This is a genomic window from Planococcus halocryophilus (assembly GCF_022489025.1).
Taxonomy (GTDB): Bacteria; Bacillota; Bacilli; order Bacillales_A; family Planococcaceae; genus Planococcus; species Planococcus halocryophilus_A.
This window is the reverse complement of the sequence record NZ_JAKVTG010000021.1, coordinates 18,344-40,474: the sequence shown is the minus strand read 5'-3', so window position 1 is coordinate 40,474 and position 22,131 is coordinate 18,344. Positions and strand designations below refer to the sequence as shown.

Here is a 22,131-nt window from a genome sequence, read left to right as displayed (position 1 = left end):
CCAAGATCAAGTTCAACACAATGTCGCATTTAAATAAACTGGATGGGTGTTTCCCTATTTTATCTAAGCAGCACGGGCACAAGTTTCAAGTTGCCTGTGCTGTTTCATTTTCACTAAGAATTCCGGAATACCGGCAAGGAGGAAATACCCGCATGAATATGAAAATTGAAAAGAAATATATCCCTTTAGCAAATTATTTTTCAGCAACGAAAAATCCAACCGTTACTTTACAATTTACAGAAATCGAAAAAATTATGGGTCAAAGTCTTCCGAATGCTGCTTATTTGAGCTACAGTTGGTGGAAAAAAACTAAAGCACCAGCCAAGCATTACCTAGCCTGGACCGCTGCAGGATATGCCGTTAAGTACGTTGAGCCTAAACGCTATGTTGTTTTCGATAGAATAGAACCAACGAACGATAAAGGAAATGCTAAAGCTAATGAAAACATCTTATTAATTCGAACTGCCGCGCATGGTGATGCAAGTTCTCTTTCAAACTTGCAGAAAAAAATTGAAGGCGAATCAGATTTCTTTCTATACGGACATGGTGAACGATTATTGTCTACACAAAAAACAAGAAAACAAATCATTGAATGGAATCAAAGTGGGCATTCACTCATCCTTTTGGCTATTTTAAATGGACAGCATGTAGGTTATTTAATGATTGAAGGATATAAAGCTCATCGAGCCAGCCATCGTGCAACTTTGCGAATTGGCGTTAAAAAAGAGTCTCAACACAAAGGAATCGGATCTTTACTTCTGAAAAAAGCAGAGGCTTGGGCATCGGAGAAAGGCATACATCGCCTTGAAGTCACTGTACTAGAAACAAATTCACCCGCTCTAACTTTTTTACATGAGCATGGCTATGAATCTGAAGGTATTCGCCGTAAAGCGTTAATGATTCAACACAACGCTTATGATGAAGTTTACCTTGCTAAGATTTCAATCAACTAAAGTGACATGCACGCTATGTGTTTGCCGTTGGTCTTTTGGTCAATTTGCGATTACGTGATTCGCTTTATCAAAAGGTGAATAAACTTAATCAAACTGGCAAATGGAAGTAACAGCTCTGTTGACGAACAAAATCATGGAGAACGAGGGGTTTTACAACTCGTTTAAAGAATAACTGATTTATCATAGTTTCAAAAGATATTGATTTTATTATGAAATATCAGCAAAAAGATTTTACCAATGAGCTTCAGACGAATATTCAAGAGATGGAATTTGCCTTAAGGACATATCGGGATATTCTAGTAAAGGAGAATACATCCATTTTTGAAAATAGAAATCTTGAATTTTATGTTAAGTTTGATGGTTCGAATCATTTCCAGCCAGGTTACTGCTCTACAATTTATATCGGGATAACAGATAAAATCGATTCAGCTAAGGAACTGATAAATCTACATGTTATTACGATTTGGAAATGCGAACGAATCACCTTTGGCTTGCCTGTTTTGAAAAACATACTTAGGAGCAAAATTATAGGAGAACTTGTGGATAAATCCCTTAAAGAAATAAAAAAGGAATTTAAGGAAACCATCGAGGAATTTTTAAGCGAAGAGTACTGAATTTGAATGTAACTCAATTAGCATCAAGTTACATTTAGTTCCTGTTTTTTTCAAATCGTCCAGATCACGCTGAACTTGCTGGATTAAAGCTAAAAGTAGCTCTTCTCGTTACTGACTCTTTTTCAATTTTTTTTTAATAAACTACTTCCATATGTCCACGGGTTTTCTCTCCTAATTCTCCTATCACATATGCTAATTTTTCTTTTAATATTCAGTATAAAAAAATTGGTATGATGTATCTTGGACTACTAAAAACACCATATATCATACATACCCTGTATATAATTCAGCGTTTACAATTAGAAATCAAAAACCGTGGTATCAGAGCGCTACAGACAGTACAGAGCTTGTCTTTTAGGAAACGTCACCAGACTTGCAGGTATTAGCCTCTTTGTACCGTTGTTCTGGTGCCGTATCACATAGTGGTGGTATCATAATCTCAAGAGCTGACATAAAAGAAGAAGATGAAGCCCTATTTGATTAACAGAAAATTTTTTATAGGAGAGTTTATATGGATAAAACAGTTACTTTTTCAGTAGGTACAAATGGACCTGAATCTAAGGTTGAGAAGACATTTACACTTGAAGAATTAAATATTGAATCAAATCTTAGTAATGAGGTAATTGAGAAGAAAGTTAATGAACTTTTTAAGATATGGGTATGGAATACAATTTCTCATTCTATTACGATTGATAATATCCACTCGTCAAATGATAAATAAAATTAATTTAATCAACCGAGTATTACTTTAAAGTGATACTCGGCTTTGTTGTACTTTTTAAATTCCTTTAAGACACTTAATTCTCTTTTAAAGAGTTTCGACATTTGATTTCAAGAAAAGTAGAATGAAGGCATATCTGATTTTTTCTTTTATGTGTCAGGCTCTCGATCCTCGTTGTTGATGAACCACGAGGATCTTTGGATCGATTTCGAAACGGGCATCGTCCTGTCTCCTAATCGGAAATAAGGGATTTTTTCATGTCTTTTTTTAGTTGTTATATCGAATAATCCATGAACAAGACCTGCTGGTTTCCGTCGACTTCTTGAAGACCCTCTAAAAAAGAAACTGAATGTAACTTAATTACTATTAAGTTACATTCAGTACCCTTATTATTTAGAATTAGAAATTTTTCTGAGTAAAAATGGACCTTAGTCCATTTGAGTTCCCCTACAAATCAAATTTCACTTTCATAATAACCATCCTCATCATCTTTAACTTCTTTATAACCTTCGATGGCTACCTCGTCCGGAATGGCTAACCCCCATTCAGTTTGAATATTTCTGTTAGCAGAAAGAGGAATCCACTTGTAATAGTCACTATCCCTGTTAAAGAATTCGTTAAAATAATCCTCCCCCTTTGAAGATGATGATTTGTGAATTCCATAAACCAGGCAAGTCAATTAAGACAACTACACGATATTTCTCGTCATCATGTGGCTGCAATGCTTTCAGATGTTCTGAACGATCCAATAGCTTTTGAATGCACAGCCGTTGGACCTTCCGAGGAGTTTTATCTGAACTGATAAAGCCTTGTGCAACCGGTAAGCGCATATGCCAATAATCATTGTAAAATTCTGTTGGAAATACCATCGTGTATTCTTCAATCCGGTTGACCATATCCTCCGCTTTCCGTTTAATTCCTCGATTTTTTCCTCACGCATCTTTAATTTCTCCCCACTTTCCGTATCAAGCATAGTCATGTGCTAGAATTCATACGAACCAAATTTATTAGAACTGAATATAACTTATTTCATATTAAGTTACATTGTATTTAAATTTAAAATCTATTTTGAACATATAAATATAAAAAAATATTTTCATTCGTTTTTTAAAGTTAAGTTTTCTTTTTTACCATTCCATGTAATTTCTACTTCCATTTCTTCATCTTCTTGAGTTATTGCACAGCCTCTACAAGATCCTTTTGAAATAGTTGTACTACCTTCTTCCAAGGAAATATTTTTACCCGATTTTTCATCTGATTCCGACTTTATAATATAATTTATTTCTTTAGGAGAGGGTTCGGCCCCTTTGTACATAATTGAACCAAAGGTTTCTTCACTTGTTTCGTCATATATAATTGCTTCGTATTCAACTCGCCAATTTTCACTTTCACCTGAGAATACGAATCTGTCTCCATCCCCACAGCCACTCAAAGTAATTAATATAAATATAGATAACCCTATTATTTTCTTCATTTAAAAATCGCTCCTTTTATTGAATTTGATACTCATACATTAAATATACTCAGAACTAAAAACAATAGTTGGATAATTTTGTAAATTAAACCATTCGCAAAAGTAAACTTTCACAGACACAAAAAAAGAGAAAAAGCTGCTTTTCGCTTTTTCTCTTCCGATAATAGTTGCCATCTTAATCTAGAGGTTTTTCATACTTTTTCTAATATTAAACTTACAATCCTAGCTACTGATTGGGATCCGTCTATAATGAAGTCAGCATCTGGCTTGATTGTAGATAACATCTCTAGATATGCCTGTCTGCCTTGCGAGTTATAATGTGCCATAGCCTCAATAATATCTTCTTTAGAGCCGTCTTGAAAATCTCGGATTGTTCGACGTACTAATGCAATATCCAATGGCGTATCGATAAAGAAAGAAAAATTGATGAAAGAATGCGTTTGTGCATGTTGGTAGGAAAATGGAAAATCCAATAGAATGTAATCGATAGGTTTAGTCACTAATTTCTCTAAGTCTTTTACAATAGGAGTAAGACTCCATTCATTGTAATTAGCTCCTCGATTCATCCAATCAATTACATTTTCTGGGCCTTCCAAATCATACTCATCAAAGTAAAGCGCTTCAGAATTTGGTAGTTCTTCATTCAATTTTTCAACAATAGTTGTTTTTCCGCCACCTGAAATACTAGCAATTGCGATGACAATAGGTCTTTTCATTTTTTCCAATACATCACCCTCTTTTTAAGTTACTTTTGATGACTGACGATATATAAACCTAATATTGAATACGTGAGAGACTCGGAATAAAAAAATGGTTGTTCCGAGTCTTCCCCCCTAACCTGTACTTTAGTTATCTAGTAACGCTTTGTTTCTTAACCTAAAGGTAACTTAACCACACTTAAGTTACACTCACTTCCTAATCTTTTCCCTAAGTACTAATTATTTGAGGTCAATCTATCCTCAAAATATACTTTTCTTTTTTGGGGCATAACTGTCTGAAATGCCATAATCCCTAGCAACAAGAAAGTAAACGAACCTATTAAGCCTACAGGTCTTATTGAAGTCAATTCTGCTGCCAAACCAATTATTACAGTTAGAATGATGATAAATATTGCTTCTACCATACTGAATAAACTGCTAAACCTTCCCATCATGTTTACCGGCACGTTGTTCTGATAGAACGTCAAATAACCGGTATTGGCAAACGTAATGGCAAATCCAATCATAAAAGTTCCAATGGCAGCACTCGTAAAACCTTGCGAACTGTAAAGAGCGATATAACCGATTGCGGTAAAAACAGAACCGCTTCCTATTAGGAAGTTGACTGCTAATTGCTTGGAAAATATGGTATTGATGACTGAACCCAAAATAATTCCTGTTCCAAATACACTTAGCAAGAACCCATAATTGGTGTCGGATATCCCAATAACTTCTTTCGCAAAAGCAGCTTCTAATGAATCCAAGGCCGTCATAAATATTGTCATTCCAACAAACAATAAATAGACTTTTAACATAAACGTATGGGTTTGACTAAACTTGTAAACCATTTTAAAGTCATTTTTTATCAGTTTCCAAGAAAGCTTTTCCGTTTCGGATAAAACTGTTTGAGAATCCAGATTAGGCAACAACAGAATGATAAAAGCTGACAACATCAAAGCTACTGAGTTTATATAGATGGCCGTATAAGGTGTGCCCATCCAAAACAATAGACCCGCTATGGCAGGGCCGATTAATGTTCCGCAAGAATTGATAAAGCTTCTTAACGCATTGAATCGTTGACGATCCTTCTCTGGTATGAGTTTTGTCATGTACACCATTGACGTGGGTTCAAACATGGCACTTCCGATATTAATGAAAAATACGATGATATACACATAGAACAGTGAAGGAAGCACAGGGATTAATGCAATACAAAATGCGCGTGTAATATCTAACCCAATCATAAATTTCTTTGTATTAATGCGATCAATCAGGCTCCCTGCCCATGAGTTAGAACAAATAGTCGCGATCGGTCCTAAAATGTATAGCAAAGAGATTGCCAAAGGAGAACCTGTTTCATTCAGGATAATTAAATTCAAGGCAATCAGATAAACCCAGCTGCCTATATTCGAAATACCGATACCACCTAACAGTAATAAAGAATACTTCCAGCTTTTCATGGTAACCTCTCCCCACTGCATTTTAGCTAAATAAAAAATCCCACCCCCAAGACAGTTGTCTTGGGGACGAGATTACTAAAATCGTGGTGCCACCCCTGTTTGTTCTTACGTCACCGTAAGAACCTTATTTGGTACAGCCGTAATAAAGACGAATACCTTAGCTCTGTAACGGGAGCTCCCGTCCCAACATCCCCAAGATCAGGTTCCGTTGTGATGCTCAGAGGCTTGTTTCGATAACATACTCCTACTCCTTTCCACCAACCGGAGCTCTCTAGAAAAAGTGTTTGGTTATCTACTGTTCTCTTCAACGCTTTTATTTTTTTAATTCCCGTAACATTACCACAACTTAACAAATCTAGTAAATGACATTTTTTTGACAAGTAATCCTATCACTTAGTGGGTAGTTAAATATGAACGAACTTCACCCCAGCAATTTCAGATAGACCATAAAATACTTCAAAAGTTATAAACTATACTGTCAGATAGTATTCCACTCCTTCTTTATTTTTCACCAACAATCGTGCAGGTCGCATTTTCATCTGTCATTTCGGGGTGAATCCCAATCGCTTTAATTATCATAAATGAAACTTATTAACCATAACTTCGTTTAATAAAGTACTTATGAAAGAGATTTAATTATTTAGTTAGTAAGGAATCTTTCAATACAACCGGAAAGAGAACTAATGAAAAAAGATAAGAATACGAAGGGGATAATGATGACAGAAAGTTTCGGGAAACTCATTGAGCGAAAACTGAAGGCCGCGTTCCTTGCCACATTTATTGTTGCCATGGCCTGGGTCTGTTGGAATATCAATACAGACGAAGAAATTATTTATCACTTGGGAACTCATTTTTACAGTATGACATTGACTTACTTTTTCTACATCGGATTCTTTGTCTTGATTTATGGTCTCTTTGCATCCTTTATAGTCGAGTTTTTTCAACGGGAATGGTTTGAACGGGCGGACTGGTTATATGTGCTAATTCTCGGGGTATGTGGCTCAGCAATCGGGTTAGTGTTCCCATTCAAATCCTTCATCATTGCTGGAATATTGATTGCTGTCCTTTATGGCATTTTTGATAAATGGCTACAGAAAAGGTGGTTGCAAGACAAAGGAAGCAAAGCACTTTTCATCGCTCCGTTTCTTGCCTTCGTATTACTTGGAGGGTTCTTTCAATTCACTTCACCCTCCCTTCCTTCAGTTACTGCAGAAGATGCGGTCGAATTTGCCACTACCGATAAGGGGACAAAAATTGATGATTTCCCGAATAAAGCAGGAACTTGGGAAGGTAAGGTTGATGGGTACGAGGTGGAAAGAACAACAGCTGTCGAACAATTGGAGGAGAATTTATATCTTGTGACTTTTACGGAAAGTTGGCAAAACTCAATGGAGAATGGAACTTGGATGACTTCTTATCAAGTAGATCGAGGAAGTATGACGCTGTATGACGAAAAAGGCGATATGCCACCCTATGACATGATAGAAACGCCAAAGTGAATAACAGAAGCAAAAATACTTTGATTTCTTTAATATGGCATCTCATAAATTAGGGTATTAATGTATATGAAATATATGAAACGAGGAGAATTAACTCATGCCATTCCATTTAGGTTTACATCTTATGGAGAAATCAGGTGGATTAAAACTAACAAGAGAAAATTATATAAGAGCAAGCAATAAAAGCTCATTTGGTACAGGAGAAATTTACCCTGAATCATATATGAAGTTGCATACTAAAGACTGCTTTGAAAACTTTGACTTGAATATGGAGTATTATAATTTATTGTCTAAACAGGAATTTAACGAAGAGCTTACGCGGTTTCTTGATAAAACCAAAGTATTTAAAGAATTTACCAACCTTTCTCTTTTAAAAGGTTCTCCTGGATACTACGTCATGGTACTGGATGAATACTCTCAAGTATATATCGGTATAAGTGGAGATATAACAAGACGTCTCCGAGTGCATTGGAGTGCACAAAAGCAATTCGACCGTTTAATATTCGGAGGAATAGACGACTCAATTTTATCAATAGACAGTTTCAGAGCCTACGATACTACTAGAATATTTGCCTATGTAACTGATGACTTTCAAAGTTTCGAAAACGAGTACATCAACTATTTCGATCCAGAGTACATGTTAAACAGAACTGTCGGTGGAACATTAAGTGGTTTAACCGAGGCTATACTTCATAGAAAAACAAGAAAACTCCAATAAGTCGCTTCTGATTATGAGAGTCCGATCAATCATGTATTTTCTTTTTTACTTTCTTTTAGGACTGCCGATATTCATCCATTCTGCTATTTCTACATCGGTATGAATATAAATATTTGGTTCTATTTCTAAATCAATTGCTAGAAGAAAGATGATATTTTTATGTATTTCATCTTCAGTCGAAGACAATTGAAGTATATTGTCAAAGTTCTCTAGCCAACGGTATGCCCATAGGTTAAATTCTTCCCTAGACATACTTCGATTTAACACACTTTCCAATTTGTCTATATTATCACTTGGGTTGGTTGTTTTTCAGATGAGATCATAACCACCCCCGACTTTGGGGTGGTGTATAACTGGGCACTGCGGAACTTTTGCTCCTGGATTTTGTTGATACTTTCTTAAATTGGAATGAATACAAAACTCCAGGTTAAGGAAGTAATAATATAAACAAATGAGATCGTTGCCCATATCGTATTCTTTTGGGTACTTATTTTCTCATCTCGATTACCTTTTTTAATAATTGAAATCAAATTCAAACAAAAAATGACTGCAAGAATCGGATTTAGAAAAATTCCAATAACAATTATGAATTCCATAACACTTCACCTCTTCTTTTTTATATAACAAATAATACCAAATATCCAAGAATTAGCCTACTGTAAGTTAAAAGGGAATAAAAGAATTTTTTATCTTATTATTCTTTTTCTCCTTCTGTTTTCACGAAATGCATCAGGCTTTGAACAATAAGGATGACATAGAGCGTCACTGCAGAAAATACAACAAGTGCGCCCATCATGATTTTTATTCAGACGCCATTGTATATATCGACCCGGCATACAAAAATAATAAACGGTATAACGATAAAGAACATACCTAAAAAGTAGCCCAAGGGTGATAAGTACAACCAAATCCGACCGTCTCCCGGTTCTTCTTTTATACTCCAAAACAAAATTAAGCAAAATCCTGTTAAGGCAAAAACTATGATAAGAATTAAGGACAAATTAAACATACTGTATCACCCGCTTTCAAACGTAACCTTTCATCCTGTTTATAACTTTTGACATGCTCTTGAATTTTGTGACACTTTTTGCAGGTTCCTTCTAGAAGTCAAATAGGTTTTTAACTCATTATCACTTTTAATCAGTTGAACAAGGGATTCAGACTTTGAGATAAGTTGTTCAAATCTATACTTTATTCTCCCAAGAATTTACTTCAAAATCTTCCAAAGACTTTTGTACCAACATCTATGACCATTCTTATTTACCATTTTCTATTTATTTTCCTTAAATCTGAATGTAACTTAATTCAGAATAAGTTACATTCGAGTCAGAATAAATATCTTTAAGTGTCACATATAGAGCGCCTTTATTTTCTTTTAGAACTGCGCATTTTTCTAAAAAAATCAGTTACGTGGCTTTTTAAGTCATTGTGGTGTTGAAGCACAGGGAATTCTGACAGTACTTCATCTAATTCCTTAATTAATTGATTTAAATAGCTTTGATCCGAACCAAAGTCAAAAGTGAGAACAGCTCCGGTGCTAATTGGATACCGAGTGCTCACTTCCCAATAAATCCCTCCACAAGAATCCATCACGGCTTTTGCTTTGATAGCATTCTCTATTGAAATCAAGGAGGCTGTTCCTTCTAACTCTTGATTCATGGCAGCTAATTGATCACGAAATTCTTTGAATTCTTCAGCTCTTAAATCCGCAAGAAAATTAGCGGAATATCCCGGGATTTCAACTCTTATGTCCCCCTTAACCCAGTCGCCTTCCCATGAACCAATTGATTCTGGATAAAGCCTTCCCAATATTTTAATTTCAATTTTGGTTTCTGACCCTAATATATCTAGCTGTTTCATGTGACACCCTCTTTTTCTAAAGCGATGAAATGTTTCAGTCTTTATAAGAACTTAGAAACATACTTTCTAATTCAAGAACTATTAACCCGGTGATTTCAGTGAAACTATCTTCAAAATTTCGAGTTTCATCCACTGACTCGATAATTTTTTTAATCACTTCTTCCCCATATTCCATTGTTAGAAACTCGAAAGCATAATAGCTTTGCAAATATGGATCACCCATAAGGTTTTTCCGAGCTTCCTGCCATTGTTTGGTACTTTTTAGTTGCTCAAATGAAATCTTCTCAAAATATGGGAAGTGGACTTCTTTAGGGTCACTTCCTACGTATTCAGCTGCCCCTTCTATAAACCACATGGGATAATCAGCTGAATTTTTCACTTTCCGATCAAATACGTAATGTGTGTATTCATGCAACACCATTTTTTGAAAAGCGTATAAGGCATATTTGTCCTCTGCTAGTATCAAGTCCTTCTCAGAGTTGTGAAAAGCCAACACTTTGTGGAAATCAGAATAAAATCCATCTACATCATTAAGTTCAGAGAATCCTCTCAACTCCTTCAGATCCTCAAAGACCAGCAAATCTATCGGTTCCAAAATGGTTTCACCGAAGAGTTTTTCATTTTTTGAAATGGCCAAGTCCAGTGTTTCTTTGGTAATTGGCAAAAGGGGAGAGAAATTGTTTTCGTAATAGATGGAAATGTGTCGATAGTCTTCACGCATGGAAGATTCTTTTAATTCCTTTTCACTTTCTCCATTCGCATTTTGAGTTAGCAATGCCCTCACAGATTCAGTATATGTGAAGTTTGTATCAAGTGTTTCTTCTAAAAACTTATGTAAAAAGAAACTTCCACCTAGTAGCAATAGGAAAATGAAGATAAAAATAAGAGCCGTAATGAGAAAGAAAATTTTAATCGGTTTCTTCATTGAATCCCCCTTTGTATAATAATTATTTCACTTTTTCTTTTTTCTATTGTATTATACACTTGAGAAAAAATGGTGCTATTTGTAAATAATATTAACTCTCGAAATGACAAGGAATAGTCCAAGTGAAATTCATAAACTTTCTAAAGTATCCGTTCGTAAAAGTACACTTTCGCAAACAAAAAAGAGAAAAGATGCGCTACGTACAACCTCTTCTCTCCTTTTCACTATAAGTAGCTTCCGATAAATTTTCATATGTAAACTTTTATCAACTCATAAAAACGATCTTAAATCCCAATAACATAGCCTTTTAAATGTATCGTTTCCCCTCTTAATCACTTGCTGAATGCAACTTACTTAGTATTAAGCTATATTCAAAAAAACCACCCAAATTCCAGATGGTTTTCTTACATTTAAATAGGTTCGTTCATTTTCAAATCACTGATAAAAGCAAGGCTATTACAACAGCTTGCGCAAATATAATCGCCAGATTCTTTGTATTAATTATTTTCTTCTCAGGCAAGAGAAGTTTATAGGCAACATAAAAAATCACTAACAAAATTACAAAAGTAAAAAGTAGAGCTAATAGGAACTCAGTCACTAGATCCCTCCTTAAAAATCCGCATTAATTTTGACCTCATAAAAAGATCAATATGAAGAATTATATTCGTTTTGAGCGTAACATAATTAGGATTACGTTACACTCACTCTCATTGCTATCCTTGTCTGTTTATTTTTTGCTTTCTCTTATCAATTACAACCCAAGCATAGTAAATGCTTAATCCAACAATTAATAAGAGGGTTGAAATGAATTGAAATTCGAGTGGAAGAAAAATATATAGCAGCGCGACAAGTAAAGTTAGAGGTAAAACAAAGGCAAACCAAACCCTAACTTTTTTGTTTTGAAAGCTCATATCAAAACGGTCCATCTCTTACACCCTTTCTGAGAAACTGAAGTTTAGCTTCAAAAAATTTGGTTTCTTGTTTTACAGAGAACTTATAGAATGCTTTAGTTTATCCATTCCTCCAACATCTCTTCTGAAAGTTCTCCTTCGTGAACTTGTTCAATTATCCCGTCTTCATCTACTAAAAAAGAAGCCGGCAATTTACCTACGTGATAGGCTTCTTTAATCGATCCATCCTGATCGATTAAGACTGGAAAAGTCAGATTATACTGTTTCACAAATTGTTGTGTAACAAAATTGGATTGTCCCAAATTGATGGAGATTACGTTAAATCCGTCGGCTTTGTGATTAGAATAAGCCGTTTCTAGAGCTGGCATTTCGCGTTTACATGGCTCACACCAAGTTCCCCAGAAGTTGATTAAAGTCTTTTTTTGATTTTCATCTGTTAAAACAAATCGATCCCCTGTTAAGGTTTCCCCTGAGAAATTGGGAGCTTCCTCTTGTAGGGTTGTTAATGCAGTTTCAGGCTCATCATTTACACCTTGATAAACGGCATAGAGCACCATCACTGCCAAAACCCCTAAAATTGACGTTCGGTAAATTAATCGCTTTTTCTTTTTATCCATTTTTTGCCCACCTTGTTCATAATTTCGTAATATGAGTTGGAAATTATGGGAATATCCGTTAGTTCTCTATGCTAGAATATCATAGAGGTGTTACTAATGGAAAATGTATCCTTACTTATTGCGTTAGCTGGCGGTTTCTTAGCCTTTATTTCTCCCTGCTGCTTGCCCTTATATCCATCCTTTATTTCGTACATTACCGGCGTTTCCGTAAATGAATTAAAAGAAAACAAAGATGCTTCTTTTAGGAAAAAGGTACTGATTCACTCGATTTTCTTTTCTTTAGGGTTCTCTGTCATCTACTACATTCTCGGATTTTCGTTAAGCACAATTGGCGGTTTGTTTACGACCAACCAAAAGCTCATTCAAATGCTGGGTGGTATTTTTCTGGTGTTTATGGGATTATTTTTAATGGGCATCATCAAGCCTGAGTTCATGTTTAAAGAAAAAAGATTGAACTACAAGAAAAAATCAGCGACTTATCTCAATTCATTCGTAGTCGGTTTTATTTTTTCGGCTGGGTGGACCCCCTGCATCGGACCAATTTTCGGGGCGATAATCACTTATGGAAGCTTGGTGAATCCAGCTCAAACGATTGCTGTAGTGACGGCTTATTCGATCGGATTTTGTGTTCCTTTTATAATCATGGCGTTCTTTATTGGAAAAACAAAATTGATCTTAAAATATTCGGCTGGATTGATGAAGTTTGGCGGGGCTATAATCGTGGTTTTAGGCATCATGATTTATTTCGACAAGATGTATTATTTGAATATCTGGACAGCTGATCTTCAGTATTTAATTGAATCTTGGCTGACTTAAAAAGGAACCATGCGGAAGGATTTTTTATTCTTTCCGCATGGTTCTTTTACTGTTTTGAATGTAACTTAATTAGGATTAAGTTACATTCAAACAATCCGATATTCTCAAGCAATTACTCCAATAAATCTATAATTTATGGATGACTTCAAACCGTTCACATACTAGAAGCATGGTTTCTGAGTATGGTAAATTATGTACTTTTAGTTCGCTTTTAAAAAATTTTTCATGAGCATTCCACCAATAGGTGTAATCGCCTTCACCTTCTGCTAAGGCAAAGTCAATTGGAACTTCATTCATAGGTAAAATCGATACATCTGTCACTCTAATAATTGCAACGGGTAACTCCTTTGAATTTAATACAATGTTATATTGACCAACGTGTGGTAACGGTTCTTTCTCGAATTCATACCATACGTGAGCTGAACATGTAGCTGTTTTTTTCCCTTCGACTACTAAACTAGCTAACCAATCTGCATCAGCGCCGAATTGAAATGCTTCTACTTCTTTTGTTTGGATTTGGCCTTGGCTTGTCCAGTAATCATTCCAAAATTTCAACGTTTGTTCGTTCATCAAAAAAACCTCGATCCCTAAATAATTTTGTCATTCAATATCGTTAAAAACGCTGTAAACGAATGTAACTTAATTCACAATAAGTTACATTCAGATAAAGATCGCAAAATTTTTGAAACCTAACAACAGCTATTTTTTAGTCGTCAGTATTAATCTTTCTTGCTGGTTATCCCACATAATTTCCACTTCAAGCTCATCGTCTTCTTGAAAAGTTGTGCAACCTCCACAACCATTTCCAATTTCGGCTTTTCCGTCTGTTAATGTTGTTCCTGTGTTCCCCATTCTGGTTAATAAGGTTCTAACTTCATAATCAACTGTTTCTGGAATTGGTTCATCTCCAATATACTCAAGAAATCCTGTAACTTTTTGTTCATCATCGTTCGTAACATCTACCACATAAAAAACATCCCAATTTTCGCTAGTCCCTGAGAATTCATAGATCCCACCATTACTGCAACCGCCTAAATAAAGCAATAGAATCGTTAATAAAGCAACCTTTTTCATTTCTTTCCCCCCTTAATAAAATGATTTTGAATGTAACTTAACTGCACATAAGTTACATTCACTTAGGCAAATTTCTTAACCTCATATTGGTCTCAAACTTTTAATAAGCAGGTTCGAATCTGATTGAAACGTAAGACAGACTTTCTTAATTTTTTTTATAAATAGAGTAGCAATAAAATCGATTCATTCTCTTTTACAAACGAGGGGTTTCATTTTCCCACAAATAATGTATAAACTTCATTATTTCCCCGTTCATTTCGAATTCTTCATCGCCTACTCGAACTTGCTTAAACCCATTTCTTTCTAACACCTTTTGCGATGCATGGTTAACAGTCGTCGTTTTCCCACGTATTTGTTTCACACTTAAATCAGTGTTCAATAGTAGATTTAATGCCTGATTTCCGATTCCCTTTCCCGCGTATATTGCGCCTACTCTAAATCCTATGTCTGCTATGTTATCTTTTTTATCAACCAAGTTGATTCTTCCTACAATTTCTCCAGCATCATTAGTGATCAGATAAAAATAAGAAAGACCCTTCTTTTGTTCCTTCAGCAATTCTTGATGTCTTCTTAAAAATGTTTCGAAAGAATAGTAATCGTCACCGCGACTTGGAACCATTTTTTCAAAAAACCATCGATTTTCAGACTCAAACTTAAATAACGCTTCTGCATCGACTTCTTGTAATAGATTTAAAGATATCTCCATAAGTTGTCCAATCCTTTTCAAGTAGTAGATTTATTGATTTCTTTCATCATACCAATTATATCCATTATTTTTGATTATAAATAGAACTTTCTGAAATTCTACTTCGTTATATTGCTGTTATCAGATTTCCTTAGAAAACCGTTCGTAAAAGTACATTTTCGCAAACAAAAAGGAGAAAAGATGCGCTATGTACAGCCTCTTCTCTCCTTTTCACTTTAAGTAGCTTCTGATAAAGTTTCATATGAAAACCTGCATATTTACAACAAAAATCGCCTCTATAGAAAGTTCAATGGTTGTAGAATAGGTTAAACTGTTGCGATTACTCCATCTTTTCTACCTTGGATAAGAAATACACCCAAAAGGGTTATTAACCCTACCAATCCAAAGAAAAGCGAAAACAATTTGAAACCTGCTGTCGGAGAATCAAAGAGGATGCCGCACATTGTAAACGAAGCAATAGTTATCAATAGCAATAAGGTATTTCTAACAGCTCTGCGCCCCTTGAACAACCAAAATATCAGTTGAAAAACCATCCAAAGGAATGAACTGGCCATCAACAATGGAAAAAGAGGTTCAAATTTGGCAGCGTAAATAAAATGATCAATGACTAACAAATTTTCTGCATTCGTAAACCCGTCATTGACCCAATTTGAGAAAACCGCGGTATGTTCCCATTCCCAAGGGTAATCGCGCAGCTGACCCCCTTCGTACCAGCTAACAAGTGTCGCGAAAACAAACGTCACAAATGCCCCTACCAACAACACCATATTCCGAAACAACATAGAACACACTTCCTTTCTTTTTTAATTACCATTCGACGTAATAATAGCAATAAAGTTCCATATATAGAAATAATCATTCATGGCAAACCTCTTGGTGTATACTAGCAGACGAAGAACAAGGAAACAGTGGACTACTCCATTCTAACCTAATTGAATGAAGCAATTTTCTCCTTACTATACAATCTAAACTAGCTTTTATCTATGGAATTCATAAGTCCTTTTCAAAGATATCTAGCTAAATTGACAGCTTCGCGACTTGGCTTGAAACTTTAACCTATAAAAATTCCCGATAAGTGCGACCGATTTTTTCACATTGCGTCTAAGTAGTAGGAAAGGAGAGGACATCCCTTGAAAACCAGCGAAACCTTAGCCGATTGGTATGACGATCATGGAGAAGCTGTCTTAACCTACATCTACGTGATGGTGAGAGACTACCAATTGGCAGAAGATTTAACTCAGGAAACATTCGTAAAAGCCTACCGGCATTTCAACCAATTCCAACGCCAATCAAGCAGTCGAACCTGGCTCTTTCGTATCGCGCAAAATGCTACAAAAGATCATTTCCGAAAGAAAAACCCCTTAATTCGTTATTTTAGTTTGACATTAACCGAGCCTGACTCTTCTCCCCTTCCTTCAGAACTGATGGAAATGAGTGAACAACAGGAAGCTCTTTTTGGCTCCCTTCAGAACTTAAAACCTACATATCGTCAAGTGACGACTTTACGCATGTTGAAGGAATTCTCAACAAAAGAGACAGCTGAAATTTTAGGTTGGTCCGAAAGCAAAGTGAAAAGCACCTTAGCAAGGGCGTTAAAAGAACTGAAAACTGAACTGATCAAAGGGGGTTTTGACTATGACGCCATTACACGATAAGGAAATTAAAGGGTTGCTTAAAAACCTAGACGGTCAATTGCGTATGAAACCAGTACATCATGAAAAGTTACGAAATCGGATTCTCATCGAAAGTGAAGCCAATCAAGAGCACCACCGAAAAAGAAAACCAAGTCGAAACAGAACGTGGCTTGCGGTAGCAGTTGGTTTACTCCTGTTGATTGGGACTTCTCCATTTTATTCCCCTGCCATGGCTTCATTCATGGAAAGAATTATTCCGCTTGAAATAACACTTAATTCTAGTAAAACAGACAGTTTGCACGAGGAGATTCTGCAGATTGCCATGGATAATGGCTATTCCGTTTCTTCGGTCAGCACGACACCGGAACCATTTACTGTTCATCTTGCTTTTACTGAAGGAGAAGTGAGTCTTACAGAGATGGAACAAATCGTCGCCCCTCTCATCCGCGATTTCCTTTACGAACAAGGCATTGATCAATACCAGCTGGATATGACAGTGGTTGAAGAATCGGAATACCAACCTTCAAAAACAAGCCTATTGATGGATAAAGTGGAGGTGGTTCTCAGCGAAATTTACTTGAGCTATGGCTATACCGATTTGGCTGCCCATGCCACTTATGGCATTAAGGATGGGTGGTTTTCAAACACCTTGGAAGTGGATATGCCGGACCATGTGGAAGAATCGGAAGAAATAAAGCAACTTCTAATCGACATCATCGAAAAGGAACAGTGGGATATTCAGAAAGTCGAATTGCGCTCTTATAATGTAGCTCACCGAGGGCAGGAAGACCGTTGGGCCGTTATTTCTAGCGAAATCCACGATGCTTTAGCAGGAAAAGCTATTTATCGTACAACAGGAGTGAGCTATAAGGTAAAAGATGGTATGACCCAAGTAAAGATTAAAACCGCCTTACCCGAGAAGCCGGAACCTCAATTACTGTCAGAAGTGGAAGCTGCCATTCAGACATACCTGGCAACAAATGAAATTAATTCGATCATTCAGGAAGACCAATATCGGATTCAATTGTTAAGTGAAAAGAAAACAATTCTTCTTGAAGTGACAAAGGCATCCAAGTAATTTTCCACTGTTGCACCTTCTTATTGACACAGTCAACACCAGTCTGATTAAAGGTTACATTATGGATGACCCTAAGACATTTTAAACTACCTTTAAACTGAATAGATTTAAAAAATAGCAACAAAAACAAAATCAGAAGTTTGCCAGCAAAAGAGACCTAGAGTTGTAGTGTGAAGCTAGCATGCGGTCTCTTTTTCTATTTTTCTTTAAATTTGTTAAAAATGTTCTAAGACCAGTATCTTTCTAGTTAAAAGGCAGGCACATATACATAAACTTCTCGTCTTCCGGTAAGGTGTCATATGTTAACTTAATCAAAATCCTATTAATCTTTCCCTCTACTTATGCATAGAACCCCACTTTATTCTTAATTTCTTTCAGGAACGGCGAACTGACAGCTCTTGCTTTCTCTGCACCTTCTTTTAAAATTGCATCAATTCTTTCCGGAGAACTCATCAATTCATTATATTTTTCCCGTGGTTCTTCCAAAAAATTATTCATAACGTTAAATAGTTCCTTCTTCGCTTCTCCCCAGCCGATGCCGCTTAAGTATTGCAATTTCATTTGAGCGATTTCGTCCGGAGAAGCAAACTCTTTGTATAGAGTAAATAGAATAGACTCATCTGGATTTTTCGGTGCTTCCGGCGGCAATGAATCCGTCTTGATTTTGTTAATCAATTTCTGCAGATTTTTGGATTCTGCAAAAAGAGGAATGGTGTTGTGATAGCTTTTGCTCATTTTCCGGCCATCTAAGCCCGGTAAGACGGCGGTGTCTTCTTGAATCTGGTACTCGGGCAGAATGAATGTCTCTCCATAATTATTGTTGAAGTGCTCCGCAATATCCCGAGCAATTTCTACATGCTGGATTTGATCTTTTCCAACCGGAACGATATCCGTTTTAAACATGAGAATATCAGCAGCCATGAGGATCGGATAATTGAATAACCCCATATTTACACCTAAGTCTGCATCCTTTCCACTAGCTTGATTGCTGTCAACCATCGATTTATAAGCATGTGCCCTGTTCATCAGACCCTTCGGGGAGAAACAGCTCAACACCCAGTTCAATTCAAATATTTCCGGCACATCGGACTGTCTATAAAAAATCGCCTTTTCTGGATCAAGTCCTAACGCCAACCATGTCGCTGCAATTCCATAAGATAATTGCCGAAATTCCTCCGCATCATGCGTTTTTGTCAATGCGTGATAATCCGCTACAAAATAAGCAGCTTGATAATCCTGGACTTGGGCTAGTCCTAACGCCGGCTTTATCGCTCCCATATAATTTCCTAAGTGAACCTGTCCGGTAGGTTTGATACCGGTTAAAATTGTTTTCTTCATGATTAGCCTCCTAAATATAATTGAACGCAAAAAAGGGCTACTTGTCCTAAAAAAGGACGAGTAACCCGTGGTGCCACCTTCATTCGTTTACAAAGTAAACGCACTTATCCATACTGATCCAGCTAGACCGCATCAATACTTCGTCTCTTTTAACGGTGAGATTCTCCGCTAAACCTACTCTGCTTTCAGTCTAGAAGCTCAGAAGCCCATTCAACCATATGCCCGCACTGATTCTCACCATCCATCAGCTCTCTAAAGCGTTTATATAGCCTACTCTTCTTCGTCATTGCTCTTTTCATATATTGGATTAATTCTAGAATATAGATATTGAAAGGTCAAGAACAATTAAAATTTGCTTCACTAGTTTTGCACTTCCGATAAGCTGCGATTTGTAAACCTACATTTTTTGAGATTCAAATTTAAAACCTTACAGAAAAGCATTTTGAATGTATCATTTTTTCTAATGAAATTAGTTCGGAATATTTATCAGATGAAGTCAGTAGACTCAGGGTTCTGAATAGAAAAGCTTTAAAATTTATCCGATGTAGTAACTCCAAAAATGGTATTTTGTGTTAACATATTACTTAAGTTAAAATATTCCAAAAAGGAGATATTAAATGTGACTACGGGTATTATTCCTCTAGTATCGATAATTATCTGGATTGCAGTGTCCTATGAACTTAGTAAACCTTCAGAAAAGCAAAACAAACGAAATATCATAACGTTTACAGCTCTAGGTGCATTATCAACTGTAATTTTGACTATTTCACTTTTTCAAAACTTCATATCGTTTTAGAAAAGAATTCTTCACTTTTGAAGGGTTCTTTTTTTATTTTGAATGTAACTTAATTTACATTAAGTTACATTCAAAAGTTCCGTTATTTGGGAAATGATATCACGTATGTTATTGTGAATTTGAATCTAAGTTGTAAAACTATTACAAATTTCCTCTCAAAGGAGTTTTGAAAATGCCAACTTGCGATAATTGTCATAACAAGTGGAATTGGAAGCAGACGATTAAAAGAACAACGACATTAGATCCAGCAATGATATGTCCTTATTGTGGGGAAAAACAATATCAAACGAAAAAGTCCAGAACTAAAACCGGTTTTTTAATTATGATTGTCTTATTTCCACTTCTTCTTCAATTTTCCTTTGATATATCAGTAGTTATCTTATTGAGCTTATTTCCTATTTTGGCCGTAATTTTTTGTGTTTATATCCATTTTTCATTGAACTAAGTAGCAGAGAAGAACACATAAACTTTTTTGAAGATAAACGGTAAAAGAATGAATAAAGATACGTATGTATTTTTCGATTTTACTCTGATTCCACCAATGGACCACTCGATAAATTTACGGGTCTTATTAAAAGTCTTTCCAGATGGAGGGCTTTTTTGAATGTAACTTTCTTAGGATTAATTTACATTCAAATTTAACAAAAAATTTTCTTTAAATTCCTCTTTTTAAGAAACGAAACTTTACTGGGAATTAATTGGTATAGTAACCATGGTGATTTCATTAAGAGGGGAAAGAGGTATCTATGAGTACGATTTCAAATTCAATTCTAATGTTTTCGGTATTACTTATCAATTTTATATCTTGGGATTATCTTAGATCCGGAACTATTATGTGGGTAGAAAATATCTGGCAATCTTTGAGCTTTGTTATCTTATTTCGTATTTTTAACTGGCTTATAAACAGTACTAAAAATGATAAAAAAAGTAGAGATTCAAATTCTTAAGCGAATTTAAATCTCTGCTTTCAAAATTCGGTTCATACTTTAGAGTGAATGTAACTTAATTGCTATTAAGTTACATTCAATTCCTTTGAAATTTCTCCTTATTATAAACCAGCATGCATAGCTAAGGGTGTCGACTCACCGTTTACGAGTACATCAATTGTTTCCGTTTCCTCGTCTCCGATTAACTCAAATACATGCTGTTCAATATCGTTACTATCCTTTGGCTTAGTCACTAATTTTATGTTTAATTTATCCCCCTGCTTTTCAAGTGAAGCTGTTACAGAATCTGTTGACTGATAAATGACATAGGTTATGTTTCCTTTTTTTGTTACAGCCTGGAGTGAAAGGGAAGAAGTTGGATCTACTAGTTCAATTACCTCTTGAACATCTTTTGGTGTTGCTTCCAACTTTTCGATACTTGGCGAAGAATCAAATGAATTGCATCCCGATAGTAATGCAGAAATAAACACAAGTACTAGTAGTTTTTTCATGACCTTATCCTCCTCTAATCATTAAAAAATTTAAAGCCAATTTTGTCGGTATCCTCGCGATAGAATTTATAAAATTCAAAACCCCTAAGATATAAGTGACAAGCAAAACCGAATGTAACTTAATTCACAATAAGTTACATTCGGTTTATTAACTGTAGTCAACTTAAAAATTAAACGTTGGTGGAATTCTGAACCCCCATTCCCAAAACTTCGATCCCTGAGCCATGATGATATTTTCAAGAAAATCTTCAAAGTTCATACCGAGAAACATATCGTCTTCAAAGTCATTACCTGTCTCCATCCAAAAGAGATAACCTCTTCCTACCTTCTTATCGGTGATAATCAAATAGCATCCATCATACCCATAAGCAACTGGAAACCAGTTAGCAGGGTAGTCTTCGTATCCAGGGATAGCTCGGTATTCCAGTATTTCATCCACCGTAAGGAATTTCAGACCACCTCCCCCTTCGGGACTATTAAAAATAAGTCCACCGTGATGGAGCCGCAGAAACTCTTCATAATCTTTTGGCACACTAAATGGCAACTTTCGCAAATCATCTTCAGTTGCTGGAGGATTAAAAATCATCTCTACTTTTTCGATATAGCCGTCTTCTTGTTGGACTTCTAAAAGGTTATTTGAATCCAGCCTTTTTTTTAATGTTTCTAAAGTAGTTTTTATTTTAGACACCATTATTCCTCCTTTGATCGCTCCTGTTTCCCCTTAAAGTGAATGTAACTTAACTGCACTTAAGTTACATTCAAATGTGCTAAAAACCTATTGACTTCTATAAAGTTTTTGAG

At 35.7% G+C, this 22,131-nt stretch carries 23 protein-coding genes, 1 pseudogene and 2 other annotated features; of the genes and pseudogenes, 9 read left to right on the top strand and 15 right to left on the bottom strand.

Annotated elements, in window-relative coordinates:
* The first annotated feature begins 152 nt into the window (after positions 1–152).
* The 3 genes from MLE13_RS16710 (at position 153) to MLE13_RS16700 (ending at position 2,288) form a co-directional block, all read left to right on the top strand.
* A complete protein-coding gene (locus MLE13_RS16710; protein ID WP_240750901.1) occupies positions 153–953 on the top strand; it encodes a GNAT family N-acetyltransferase in 801 nt (266 codons plus the stop codon).
* Between the two features lie 209 nt (positions 954–1,162).
* Positions 1,163–1,567: a hypothetical protein gene (locus MLE13_RS16705; protein ID WP_240750899.1), complete on the top strand. Its 405-nt coding sequence runs from the start codon at positions 1,163–1,165 to the stop codon at positions 1,565–1,567.
* A gap of 511 nt (positions 1,568–2,078) precedes the next feature.
* Complete coding sequence (locus tag MLE13_RS16700; protein WP_240750897.1) at positions 2,079–2,288, top strand: hypothetical protein; 210 nt, start codon at positions 2,079–2,081, stop codon at positions 2,286–2,288.
* Between the two features lie 454 nt (positions 2,289–2,742).
* Here the strand turns inward: MLE13_RS16700 and MLE13_RS16695 are convergent.
* From MLE13_RS16695 to MLE13_RS16680, 4 genes and pseudogenes are all read right to left on the bottom strand, one after another.
* A pseudogene (locus tag MLE13_RS16695) lies at positions 2,743–3,184 on the bottom strand (DUF3916 domain-containing protein).
* A gap of 200 nt (positions 3,185–3,384) precedes the next feature.
* On the bottom strand, positions 3,385–3,762 hold the full coding sequence (locus MLE13_RS16690; RefSeq protein WP_240750895.1) for a hypothetical protein: 378 nt from the start codon (positions 3,760–3,762) through the stop codon (positions 3,385–3,387).
* Positions 3,763–3,953: 191 nt separating this feature from the next.
* Positions 3,954–4,478, bottom strand: coding sequence for a hypothetical protein (locus MLE13_RS16685; RefSeq protein WP_240750902.1), 525 nt, complete (start codon positions 4,476–4,478; stop codon positions 3,954–3,956).
* Positions 4,479–4,696: 218 nt separating this feature from the next.
* Complete coding sequence (locus MLE13_RS16680) at positions 4,697–5,920, bottom strand: MFS transporter (RefSeq protein WP_240750893.1); 1,224 nt, start codon at positions 5,918–5,920, stop codon at positions 4,697–4,699.
* Between the two features lie 59 nt (positions 5,921–5,979).
* Positions 5,980–6,237: a binding site (T-box leader), on the bottom strand.
* Positions 6,238–6,603: 366 nt separating this feature from the next.
* Between MLE13_RS16680 and MLE13_RS16675 the strand changes: the two genes are divergently transcribed.
* Positions 6,604–7,419, top strand: a complete 816-nt coding sequence (locus tag MLE13_RS16675) for a hypothetical protein (protein ID WP_240750892.1) — start codon at positions 6,604–6,606, stop codon at positions 7,417–7,419.
* Between the two features lie 97 nt (positions 7,420–7,516).
* Positions 7,517–8,137: a hypothetical protein gene (locus MLE13_RS16670; RefSeq protein WP_240750891.1), complete on the top strand. Its 621-nt coding sequence runs from the start codon at positions 7,517–7,519 to the stop codon at positions 8,135–8,137.
* Between the two features lie 1,365 nt (positions 8,138–9,502).
* On the opposite strand, the gene MLE13_RS16665 is transcribed toward MLE13_RS16670, so the two are convergent.
* From MLE13_RS16665 to resA, 4 genes are all read right to left on the bottom strand, one after another.
* Positions 9,503–9,997 carry a WapI family immunity protein gene (locus MLE13_RS16665; RefSeq protein WP_240750890.1) on the bottom strand — a complete coding sequence of 165 codons (495 nt, stop codon included), beginning with the start codon at positions 9,995–9,997 and terminating at the stop codon, positions 9,503–9,505.
* A gap of 34 nt (positions 9,998–10,031) precedes the next feature.
* The gene (locus MLE13_RS16660) at positions 10,032–10,922 is read right to left on the bottom strand and encodes a hypothetical protein (RefSeq protein WP_240750889.1); all 891 of its coding nucleotides are present in this window, start codon (positions 10,920–10,922) and stop codon (positions 10,032–10,034) included.
* A 430-nt stretch (positions 10,923–11,352) separates the two neighbouring features.
* On the bottom strand, positions 11,353–11,520 hold the full coding sequence (locus MLE13_RS16655; protein WP_240750887.1) for a hypothetical protein: 168 nt from the start codon (positions 11,518–11,520) through the stop codon (positions 11,353–11,355).
* A gap of 408 nt (positions 11,521–11,928) precedes the next feature.
* Complete coding sequence (gene resA, locus MLE13_RS16650) at positions 11,929–12,450, bottom strand: thiol-disulfide oxidoreductase ResA (RefSeq protein ID WP_240750885.1); 522 nt, start codon at positions 12,448–12,450, stop codon at positions 11,929–11,931.
* Between the two features lie 96 nt (positions 12,451–12,546).
* On the opposite strand from resA, the gene MLE13_RS16645 reads away from it, so the two are divergent.
* On the top strand, positions 12,547–13,266 hold the full coding sequence (locus tag MLE13_RS16645; RefSeq protein WP_240750884.1) for a cytochrome c biogenesis CcdA family protein: 720 nt from the start codon (positions 12,547–12,549) through the stop codon (positions 13,264–13,266).
* A gap of 126 nt (positions 13,267–13,392) precedes the next feature.
* Here the strand turns inward: MLE13_RS16645 and MLE13_RS16640 are convergent, their stop codons facing one another.
* The 4 genes from MLE13_RS16640 to MLE13_RS16625 form a co-directional block, all read right to left on the bottom strand.
* On the bottom strand, positions 13,393–13,836 hold the full coding sequence (locus MLE13_RS16640) for an ASCH domain-containing protein (protein WP_240750883.1): 444 nt from the start codon (positions 13,834–13,836) through the stop codon (positions 13,393–13,395).
* A gap of 129 nt (positions 13,837–13,965) precedes the next feature.
* On the bottom strand, positions 13,966–14,340 hold the full coding sequence (locus MLE13_RS16635) for a hypothetical protein (protein ID WP_240750882.1): 375 nt from the start codon (positions 14,338–14,340) through the stop codon (positions 13,966–13,968).
* 193 nt (positions 14,341–14,533) lie between these two features.
* Positions 14,534–15,046, bottom strand: a complete 513-nt coding sequence (locus MLE13_RS16630) for a GNAT family N-acetyltransferase (RefSeq protein WP_240750881.1) — start codon at positions 15,044–15,046, stop codon at positions 14,534–14,536.
* A 305-nt stretch (positions 15,047–15,351) separates the two neighbouring features.
* Entirely contained in the window at positions 15,352–15,828 is a 477-nt protein-coding gene (locus MLE13_RS16625; protein WP_240750879.1) for a DUF4306 domain-containing protein, read from the bottom strand.
* A 348-nt stretch (positions 15,829–16,176) separates the two neighbouring features.
* On the opposite strand from MLE13_RS16625, the gene MLE13_RS16620 reads away from it, so the two are divergent.
* Entirely contained in the window at positions 16,177–16,701 is a 525-nt protein-coding gene (locus tag MLE13_RS16620; RefSeq protein WP_240750877.1) for an RNA polymerase sigma factor, read from the top strand.
* Complete coding sequence (locus MLE13_RS16615; RefSeq protein WP_240750876.1) at positions 16,682–17,758, top strand: hypothetical protein; 1,077 nt, start codon at positions 16,682–16,684, stop codon at positions 17,756–17,758. Before MLE13_RS16620 ends, MLE13_RS16615 begins: the two co-directional genes overlap by 20 nt.
* 339 nt (positions 17,759–18,097) lie before the next feature.
* Here the strand turns inward: MLE13_RS16615 and MLE13_RS16610 are convergent, their stop codons facing one another.
* Entirely contained in the window at positions 18,098–19,096 is a 999-nt protein-coding gene (locus MLE13_RS16610; RefSeq protein ID WP_240750875.1) for a tryptophan--tRNA ligase, read from the bottom strand.
* A 49-nt stretch (positions 19,097–19,145) separates the two neighbouring features.
* Positions 19,146–19,392, bottom strand: a binding site (T-box leader).
* Between the two features lie 672 nt (positions 19,393–20,064).
* On the opposite strand from MLE13_RS16610, the gene MLE13_RS16605 reads away from it, so the two are divergent.
* Entirely contained in the window at positions 20,065–20,337 is a 273-nt protein-coding gene (locus tag MLE13_RS16605; RefSeq protein ID WP_240750873.1) for a TIGR04104 family putative zinc finger protein, read from the top strand.
* A 603-nt stretch (positions 20,338–20,940) separates the two neighbouring features.
* Here MLE13_RS16605 and MLE13_RS16600 read toward each other — a convergent pair.
* Together MLE13_RS16600 and MLE13_RS16595 are read right to left on the bottom strand one after the other, a co-directional pair.
* Entirely contained in the window at positions 20,941–21,330 is a 390-nt protein-coding gene (locus MLE13_RS16600; protein WP_240750872.1) for a peptidylprolyl isomerase, read from the bottom strand.
* A 163-nt stretch (positions 21,331–21,493) separates the two neighbouring features.
* The gene (locus tag MLE13_RS16595) at positions 21,494–22,018 is read right to left on the bottom strand and encodes an SMI1/KNR4 family protein (RefSeq protein ID WP_240750870.1); all 525 of its coding nucleotides are present in this window, start codon (positions 22,016–22,018) and stop codon (positions 21,494–21,496) included.
* Positions 22,019–22,131 lie beyond the last annotated feature (113 nt).

Excerpts from the sequence above, each read along its gene's own strand:
- MLE13_RS16710 (WP_240750901.1), top strand. The coding sequence starts at position 153 with ATGAATATGAAAATTGAAAAGAAATATATCCCTTTAGCAAATTATTTT.
- MLE13_RS16705 (WP_240750899.1), top strand. The coding sequence starts at position 1,163 with ATGAAATATCAGCAAAAAGATTTTACCAATGAGCTTCAGACGAATATT.
- MLE13_RS16700 (WP_240750897.1), top strand. The coding sequence starts at position 2,079 with ATGGATAAAACAGTTACTTTTTCAGTAGGTACAAATGGACCTGAATCT.
- MLE13_RS16690 (WP_240750895.1), bottom strand. The coding sequence starts at position 3,762 with ATGAAGAAAATAATAGGGTTATCTATATTTATATTAATTACTTTGAGT.
- MLE13_RS16685 (WP_240750902.1), bottom strand. The coding sequence starts at position 4,478 with ATGAAAAGACCTATTGTCATCGCAATTGCTAGTATTTCAGGTGGCGGA.
- MLE13_RS16680 (WP_240750893.1), bottom strand. The coding sequence starts at position 5,920 with ATGAAAAGCTGGAAGTATTCTTTATTACTGTTAGGTGGTATCGGTATT.
- MLE13_RS16675 (WP_240750892.1), top strand. The coding sequence starts at position 6,604 with ATGAAAAAAGATAAGAATACGAAGGGGATAATGATGACAGAAAGTTTC.
- MLE13_RS16670 (WP_240750891.1), top strand. The coding sequence starts at position 7,517 with ATGCCATTCCATTTAGGTTTACATCTTATGGAGAAATCAGGTGGATTA.
- MLE13_RS16665 (WP_240750890.1), bottom strand. The coding sequence starts at position 9,997 with ATGAAACAGCTAGATATATTAGGGTCAGAAACCAAAATTGAAATTAAA.
- MLE13_RS16660 (WP_240750889.1), bottom strand. The coding sequence starts at position 10,922 with ATGAAGAAACCGATTAAAATTTTCTTTCTCATTACGGCTCTTATTTTT.
- resA (WP_240750885.1), bottom strand. The coding sequence starts at position 12,450 with ATGGATAAAAAGAAAAAGCGATTAATTTACCGAACGTCAATTTTAGGG.
- MLE13_RS16645 (WP_240750884.1), top strand. The coding sequence starts at position 12,547 with ATGGAAAATGTATCCTTACTTATTGCGTTAGCTGGCGGTTTCTTAGCC.
- MLE13_RS16640 (WP_240750883.1), bottom strand. The coding sequence starts at position 13,836 with ATGAACGAACAAACGTTGAAATTTTGGAATGATTACTGGACAAGCCAA.
- MLE13_RS16635 (WP_240750882.1), bottom strand. The coding sequence starts at position 14,340 with ATGAAAAAGGTTGCTTTATTAACGATTCTATTGCTTTATTTAGGCGGT.
- MLE13_RS16630 (WP_240750881.1), bottom strand. The coding sequence starts at position 15,046 with ATGGAGATATCTTTAAATCTATTACAAGAAGTCGATGCAGAAGCGTTA.
- MLE13_RS16625 (WP_240750879.1), bottom strand. The coding sequence starts at position 15,828 with ATGTTGTTTCGGAATATGGTGTTGTTGGTAGGGGCATTTGTGACGTTT.
- MLE13_RS16615 (WP_240750876.1), top strand. The coding sequence starts at position 16,682 with ATGACGCCATTACACGATAAGGAAATTAAAGGGTTGCTTAAAAACCTA.
- MLE13_RS16610 (WP_240750875.1), bottom strand. The coding sequence starts at position 19,096 with ATGAAGAAAACAATTTTAACCGGTATCAAACCTACCGGACAGGTTCAC.
- MLE13_RS16605 (WP_240750873.1), top strand. The coding sequence starts at position 20,065 with ATGCCAACTTGCGATAATTGTCATAACAAGTGGAATTGGAAGCAGACG.
- MLE13_RS16600 (WP_240750872.1), bottom strand. The coding sequence starts at position 21,330 with ATGAAAAAACTACTAGTACTTGTGTTTATTTCTGCATTACTATCGGGA.